Annotated in this window: 7 protein-coding genes; 6 read left to right on the forward strand and 1 reads right to left on the reverse strand. The window is 74.4% G+C overall.

Going from position 1 to position 5868, the window contains the following annotated elements:
• The coding region (locus E2C05_RS27775; RefSeq protein ID WP_133222891.1) for a helix-turn-helix domain-containing protein at positions 1-359 on the forward strand (359 nt) is incomplete at its 5' end.
• Positions 356-976, forward strand: a complete 621-nt coding sequence (locus tag E2C05_RS35255) for a hypothetical protein (protein ID WP_133222892.1) — start codon at positions 356-358, stop codon at positions 974-976. The genes E2C05_RS27775 and E2C05_RS35255, both read left to right, overlap by 4 nt.
• A gap of 198 nt (positions 977-1174) precedes the next feature.
• Here E2C05_RS35255 and E2C05_RS27785 read toward each other — a convergent pair whose 3' ends face one another.
• A complete protein-coding gene (locus E2C05_RS27785) occupies positions 1175-2038 on the reverse strand; it encodes a S49 family peptidase (protein WP_133222893.1) in 864 nt (287 codons plus the stop codon).
• 157 nt (positions 2039-2195) lie between these two features.
• Between E2C05_RS27785 and E2C05_RS27790 the strand changes: the two genes are divergently transcribed.
• The 4 genes from E2C05_RS27790 (at position 2196) to E2C05_RS27805 (ending at position 5762) form a co-directional block, all read left to right on the forward strand.
• Entirely contained in the window at positions 2196-3158 is a 963-nt protein-coding gene (locus E2C05_RS27790; protein ID WP_133222894.1) for a methyltransferase, read from the forward strand.
• An 89-nt stretch (positions 3159-3247) separates the two neighbouring features.
• Positions 3248-4138 (forward strand): iron-containing redox enzyme family protein, encoded by an 891-nt coding sequence (locus E2C05_RS27795; RefSeq protein WP_133222895.1) that lies wholly within the window; start codon positions 3248-3250, stop codon positions 4136-4138.
• 196 nt (positions 4139-4334) lie between these two features.
• Complete coding sequence (locus E2C05_RS27800; RefSeq protein ID WP_240046923.1) at positions 4335-4970, forward strand: N-carbamoylsarcosine amidohydrolase; 636 nt, start codon at positions 4335-4337, stop codon at positions 4968-4970.
• A 48-nt stretch (positions 4971-5018) separates the two neighbouring features.
• The gene (locus E2C05_RS27805) at positions 5019-5762 is read left to right on the forward strand and encodes an SDR family NAD(P)-dependent oxidoreductase (protein WP_133222897.1); all 744 of its coding nucleotides are present in this window, start codon (positions 5019-5021) and stop codon (positions 5760-5762) included.
• The last annotated feature ends 106 nt before the right edge of the window (positions 5763-5868 follow it).

The raw sequence follows: 5868 nt of genomic DNA on the forward strand, positions 1-5868 counted from the left end.
CGAACGTGATCAACGAGGTCTATGCGTCGCCCTCCAACGAGAATGCCTGGGGGCAGCCGCGGCTGGGCGCCGCCGCGCTGGCCGCCCTGCGCCAGGCGATGGAGGACCGGCTGGCCGAGCCCCTGAGCCTCGCCGACCTTGCCGGCCTGGCGAGGATGCCGCGCCATGCCTTCCTGCGCGCCTTCCGGGCGGAGCAGGGGGAGACGCCGGCGGCCTACCTGGCCCGCCGCCGGGTGGCGCGTGCCCTGCCGCTGCTGGCCGCCGGCCTGCCGCCGGCGGCGGTGGCGGCCCGTTGCGGCTTCGCCGATCCGGCGCGCCTGCTGCGGGCGGTGCGGCGGCAGGGCGGCCTTGGCCAATGACCTGCGCCGCCCTGCCCCTGTTGCACCACCGGACCGGCCTACCCGACTACGACGCCGCCCGCTGGACTCGCCTGCCGGAACTGGAACAGGTGCTGCCGACGGAGCAGGGCTGGGGCGTGGTGCTGCAGCGGCGGACCCCGCGCGCCACCGGCCCGGTCGAGGTGGTGGCGCCGGAGACGGCGAATGCCGTGCTGATCCTGGTGCTGGGGGCCAGCCGCAACGAATGCCGGCTGGAAGGCAGCGGCGCCGCCCGGCCGATCCGCCTGGCCGTCCGGCGCGGCGATGCGCTGCTGCTGCCGCCCGGCATCGCATCCTGGTGGTACAACGCCGCCGGCGCCAAGGGCGCGCTGCAGCTGCATCTTTCGGCCGGCTTCCTGGCCGGCATCGCCGACCGGGCCGGCTTGCCGGGGCCGGACGGGCGGCTGCGGCCGGGCCGCCTGGCCCGCGACCAGACGCTGGATTTCCTGCTGCGGCAGATCGTGCGGGAAGTCCGCGGCCGCCAGCCCGGCTGGCGCCGCGCGGTGGAAAGCGCGGTCACGCTCGCCACCGCCCAGTTGCTGGCCGGCCAGCCCTGCCCGCTGGCCGGCCTGCCGCTGCCGATCCGGGACCGATGCTGACGGCCGTCGATCCTGGCCGATCGAACGGCCCTGGAGCGGTTTCCGTTCGCCAGGGCTCACGGCAACCGCCCTCGTCTTCTGATTCCACGAGCATCTTCACCCGCTCAGGTGATCCCACCTGATCGGGATCTGCTCCAGTCATTTGAATCGGCGAGCATCTTCACCCGCTCAGGTGGATCCACCTGAGCGGGATCTGCTCTACAGCCCCAGCCGGGCCCAGGCCGCGCGTTCCTCCAGCGCCGCGATCATGGCCTCGACCGACAGGCCGGGGAGAAGCCCCTCGGCGGCAAGGGCAGGGACAGGCCCCCCGGCCGACAGGCCCGGCAGCAGCCGGCGCAGCAAGGGTGGCCGCGGGCCGCCGATCGGCACCAGCCGCGCCTTCTCGCCGAAGCGCCGCTTCGCCTCCCCCGCCGCATCGCCCAGCCGGTCCGCCAGCCCCAGCTCCACCGCCTTCCGCCCGGGCCAGAACCGGCCGGTGAAAAGCTGCTCCGGCGGCGCCTTCAGCCGGTCGCCGCGGCGCGCGGCCACCCAGGCGCGGAACTCGCCATGCAGGTCCTCGAGCAGGGTCTCGAGCCGGGCGCGGTCCTCCGGGCTCTCCGGCCGGAAGGGGTCGAGGAAGCTCTTCTCGGTCCCCGCCGTGCGCACCCGCCGCTCCACCCCGTAGCGCGCCAGCGCCTCCTGGAAGCCGAAGCCGGCGGCGATGACGCCGATGGAGCCGAGGATGCTGGCCGGGTCGGCGACGATCTCGTCCGCCGCGCAGGCGATCCAGTAGCCGCCGGAGGCCGCGGCATCCTCGACGCAGGCGATGACCGGCACCTTCTTCTCCTCCGCCAGGCGGCGGATGCGGGCCGCCACCAGGCTGGACTGCACCGGCGAGCCGCCCGGGGAGTTGATCGAGAGGAAGACGGCGGCGAGGCGCTTGAGGGCGAAGGCCCTGTCCAGCACCGGGCCGGTGGTGGCGAGGGAGATGCCGCCGCCGAAGCCGGGGCGGGCGGCGATGGCCCCCTGCAGGCGCACATGCGCGATGCGGGGGTTGCGGTCGAAAAGGGCGGGAAGCTGCATGCCCGGCCAAGATGCGCCCCGCCGCGCCAGCATCAACCCATCAGGCATCAACCCATCCGGCATCGGACCATGCCGGGCCGCAGTCCGGGACGGTGATGCCGGCGCCGCCTCCGCAACTGTCAGGAACCTGACAGGGCCAGGGCCGTTCGGGCGGCGCATGCCTGCCGACCCCGCCTTCCCCCCCGCCGACGCCGCGCTGCTCGCGCTGGCGGAGGCGGTCCGCGCCACCGGCTACCGCTTCACCACCGTGACGCCGGCGACCCAGGCGCGGGTGAATGCCAGGCCGGAGGCCGCCGTGGCGCGTGGCCTGCGCGACGTCTTCGGCTGGAGCCGGCCCTTCCCCGAGGACCTGCTGCCCGCCGGCCTGTTCGACCTGATGCGCCGGGCCGAGGTGCTGGCGCCGGCGGCGGACGGGCTGTGGCGCAGCCTCGTTCGGCTCTCGACGCTGCAGGGCGCGCTGTTCCTCCATTCCGCCCACCCGACCACCGCGCCGGACGCGGTGTTCTTCGGCCCCGACACGGTGCGTTTCGCCGATGCCATCCACCAGGCGCTGGCCGCCCGCCAGGCCCCCATCCGCCGCGCCGCCGATATCGGCTGCGGCGCCGGGCCGGGCGGCATCCTGGTGGCCAGGGCGCATCCCGGGGCCGAGGTGGCGCTGCTCGACATCAATCACGCGGCGCTGCGCCTCGCCCGCATCAACGCGGCGCTGGCCGGCACGCCGGGCGCCGTGGCGATGCGGAGCGACCTGCTCGCCGCGACGACGGGCGCGTTCGACCTGATCGTCTCCAACCCGCCCTATCTGCTCGACCCCGGGCGGCGGGCCTACCGGCATGGCGGCGGCGCGCTGGGGGAAGGGCTGTCCGTCGCCATCCTCGACGCCGCGCTCGGCCGCCTCGCGCCCGGCGGCACGCTGGTCCTCTACACCGGCGTCGCCATGGTGGAGGGCGAGGACGCCTTCCTCGCCGCCGCCGAAGGCCACCTGCGCGGCACGCGCTTCGCCTGGGACTACCGCGAGATGGATCCCGACGTCTTCGGCGAGGAGCTGGAAGGCGGGGCCTATGCGCGGGCCGACCGCATCGCCGCCGTGGTTCTCACGGCCACCGACCCGCGATCGCCCTGAGTGCCGCCCCGGAGAGTGCCTGCCCCGGCGGCGGGCACGACCCAGGGCGCCGGTCGCCGGGCAACAACGCCAGACCCGAGGAACAGTCCATGCCGGAAGGCAGCCTGCACGCGACCACGCTGGATGACGCCGGCCAGGAGGCGCTGCAGCGTCGCCTCTGCGAGCTGAACCGCCGCCGCTTCACCCCGACCCTGCCCGAGGGCGATGCCGACCGGGAATCGGAGGAAATGGCGGCACTGGAGCGGGAGGAGCGGCGCTTCCTGGCAGCCGGCCGCGCCCGCGTGGCCGCCCGGGCGGCGCAGGCGCCGACCGACCCGGACGGCTTCGTCGCCTGGTTCGAGGCACTGGACCGCAGCGGCCCGGGCCAGGGCGACCCGCTGTTTCCCTGGCTGGCGGCGCAGGCCTCCATGGACCAGATGCGCTGGTTCCTGACGCAGGAAGTCGCCGGCGAGGCCGGCTTCGACGACCTGGCGGCGCTGACCCAGATGCGCATGCCGCAGCGGACCAAACTGGAGATCGCCCGCAACTACTGGGACGAGATGGGCCGCGGCAACCCGAAGGGCATGCATGGCCCGATGCTGGACATGCTCGCGCATCGCCTCAAGCTCGACCCGCGGATCGAGACGACGGTGTGGGAATCGTTGGCGCTGGCGAACACCATGGCCGGGCTGGCCGCCACCCGCCGCTACGCCTTCCAGTCCATCGGCGCGCTCGGCGTCATCGAGCAGACGGCGCCCGGCCGCTCCGCCCTGGTGGCGAAGGGGCTGAAGCGGCTGAAGGTGCCGGCGGGCGACCGGCACTATTTCGACCTGCACGCGGTGCTGGACGTGAAGCACTCCGCAGCCTGGAATGCCGAGGCGATCAAGCCGCTGGTCGAGGAGGACCCGCGGCGGGCGACGGCCATCGCCGAGGGCGCGCTGATGCGGCTGGAATGCGGGGCGGCGTGCTTCCGGCGGTACCGGGCGGAACTGGGGCTCTGATGCCGGCGCGCAGGGTTGGCGTGGCGGCTGCGCGCCGAACACGATGATCATGCCGGCCAGCATCCATGCTGGCCGGCATGGGGGAGCGTCGCTCCCCCCGGCGAGGGCCGGAGGGCCCTTGCAACCTTCGGGTCGGGCAACCCTTGAGTCGGGCACGCGGCGCGGTAGCCTTCCGCCGGACAGCGGAGGCGGGCGCGTGCGGCACCCCGAGGACGAGATCTATGCGGCGCAGGGCTTCGGCCAGGCGAGCGGGGTCGGCGCGGCGCCGGCGCTGGTCATCATCGACTTCGTCGAGGGCTTCACCGACCCGCGGCACTTCGGCGGCGGCAACATCGCGGACGCCATCGCCGCGACCGTGCCGATGCTCGCCTTCGCCCGCGACCAGGGCTGGCCGGTGGCGCATACCCGCGTGGTCTATGCCGATGACGGCAGCGATGGCGGCATCTTCACCCGCAAGGTCCCCGCCCTGCTGCGGCTGACCGAGACCAGCCCGCTCTCGCAGATCGTCCCGGCGCTGGCGCCGCGGCCGGGCGAATTGGTGCTGCGCAAGCGCTATGCCTCGGCCTTCTTCGGTACCGACCTGGCGGGCTGGCTGGCGATGCGGCGGGTGGACACGGTGGCGGTCGCGGGCTGCACCACGTCCGGCTGCGTGCGGGCGACCGCCGTGGATTCGCTGCAGCACAATTTCCGCACCATCTGCCTGACCGACTGCGTCGGCGACCGTGCATTGGCGCCGCACGAGGCCAACCTGTTCGACCTGGGCCAGAAATACGCCGACCTGCTGACGGGCGAGGCGCTGCGCGCCGCCTGGCTCGCCCGCCGGGGCTTGTAGCGTCGCCCGCCGCGCGCGAGCCTGCCGCCGACAGTCGAGGAGGCAGGGATGGTCGATTTCACGGGCAGGCGGGTGGTGGTCTGCGGCGGCAGCCGCGGCATCGGGCGCAGCATCGCGCTGGGCTTCGCCCAGGCCGGCGCCGCCGTCTCGCTCTGCGCCCGCAGCCCCGGCCCGCTGGAGGCGACGCGGGCGGAGATCGCCGCGCTCGGCGGCACCGCGCATGCCGCGCCCTGCGACCTCGGCGACAAGGATGCCGTGCTGGCCTATGTCGCGGCAGCGGGGGAGGCGCTGGGCGGCATCGACGTGCTGGTCAACAACGCCTCCGGCTTCGGCAGCCAGGACACCGAGGAGCACTGGGCGCAGGGCCTGTCGGTGGACGTGATGGCGACGGTGCGCGCCACCCGCGCCGCGCTGCCCTTCCTCGAGGCCAGCCGCGGCTGCATCGTCAACGTCTCCTCAATCTCCGGGTATCGCCCGAGCACGCGCACGCCCGCCTATGCCGCGGTGAAGGCGCTGCTGATCAACTACACGCAGTCCCAGGCGGCGATGTATGCGCCGAAGGGCATCCGCGCGAATGCGGTCGCGCCCGGCAGCATCGAATTCCCCGGCGGGTCGTGGGAGGCACGCAAGACCTCCGACCCCAAGCTCTACAACGCCATCCTGTCCGGCATCCCGTTCGGAAGGCTGGGGACGCCGGAGGAGGTGGCGGAGGTGGCGATGTTCCTCGCCTCCCCCGCCGCGCGCTGGGTGACGGGGCAGACCATCATCGTCGATGGCGGGCAGATGCTGTAGGGACGGCGGCCGCCCGCCTCACGCCGCGGCGGCTCGCACGCGCGGCTGCAGCGGATGGCGCCCGACGCCGGGCGCCGCAGCGCGGTCGCCGCGGCCTGGCAGGGCG

Origin of the sequence: Paracraurococcus ruber (assembly GCF_004353985.1) — a bacterium.
Taxonomy (GTDB): Bacteria; Pseudomonadota; Alphaproteobacteria; order Acetobacterales; family Acetobacteraceae; genus Paracraurococcus; species Paracraurococcus ruber.

Coding starts and splice junctions, on each gene's coding strand:
- E2C05_RS35255 (WP_133222892.1), top strand. CDS start 356: ATGACCTGCGCCGCCCTGCCCCTGTTGCACCACCGGACCGGCCTACCC.
- E2C05_RS27785 (WP_133222893.1), bottom strand. CDS start 2,038: ATGCAGCTTCCCGCCCTTTTCGACCGCAACCCCCGCATCGCGCATGTG.
- E2C05_RS27790 (WP_133222894.1), top strand. CDS start 2,196: ATGCCTGCCGACCCCGCCTTCCCCCCCGCCGACGCCGCGCTGCTCGCG.
- E2C05_RS27795 (WP_133222895.1), top strand. CDS start 3,248: ATGCCGGAAGGCAGCCTGCACGCGACCACGCTGGATGACGCCGGCCAG.
- E2C05_RS27805 (WP_133222897.1), top strand. CDS start 5,019: ATGGTCGATTTCACGGGCAGGCGGGTGGTGGTCTGCGGCGGCAGCCGC.